1 protein-coding gene is annotated in these 896 nt (G+C 62.2%); it reads left to right on the top strand.

The annotated features are described in order from the left end of the window. Positions 1–896, top strand: an 896-nt coding sequence (locus AC1D1M_RS31395) for a VCBS domain-containing protein (protein WP_477778688.1), incomplete at both ends; no start/stop codon positions are given.

Genomic DNA, 896 nt, shown 5'->3' with positions numbered 1-896 from the left:
ATCGATCACCACCCCGCTGGGCAGCACCCTGACCATCACCGGGTTCAACGCGACGACCGGCGTCGTCAGCTACAGCTATACCCTCAACGATAACGAAGCCCACCCAACCGGCAACAACGCCAACACCCTGCCTGAGCAGTTCGCCGTGACCGTGGTTGACGACAACGGCACCACCGCCACGGGCAGCCTCGACGTGAACATCGTCGACGACCTGCCAAAAGGCATGGACGACAGCAACACCAGTACCGCTTCTGAAACCCTGCTGACCCTCAACGGCAATGTGTTGAGCAACGACGTGCAAGGCGCCGACCGCGTGCCGGTCGGTGAAAACACCGGACCGATCACCCCTGGTACCTTCACCGGGACTTACGGCACCCTGGTACTCAACGCCAACGGCACTTACACCTACACGCTGAACACCAGCGATGCCGACTTCAAAGCCCTGCACGGCGGTGGCGACGGCAGCGAAACCTTCACCTACACCATCACCGATTCGGACGGCGACAGCAGAAGCGCGAACCTGGTGCTGCAGATCCACAACAACGATGACTCGATCACGATTGGCGGTCTGAATGCTGGGGGCGGCGAGTTAACCGTCTTCGAGAAAAACCTCAGCGACGGCAGCAGCCCCAACACGTCGGCCCTGACCCAGAACGGCACCTTCACCGTCACCGCGCTCGACGGTGTGACGACCCTGACCGTCGGCGGTATTGCCGTGGTCACCGGCGGCGTGGCCGCCGGGTTCCCGCAATCGATCACCACCCCGCTGGGCAGCACCCTGACCATCACCGGGTTCAACGCGACGACCGGCGTCGTCAGCTACAGCTATACCCTCAACGATAACGAAGCCCACCCAACCGGCAACAACGCCAACACCCTGCCTGAGCAGTTCAGTT

The sequence above is a fragment of the Pseudomonas sp. P1_F7 genome, from assembly GCF_056405655.1.
Note: the sequence above shows the minus strand (reverse complement) of the source record. Positions and strands in the feature narration are given on the sequence as shown.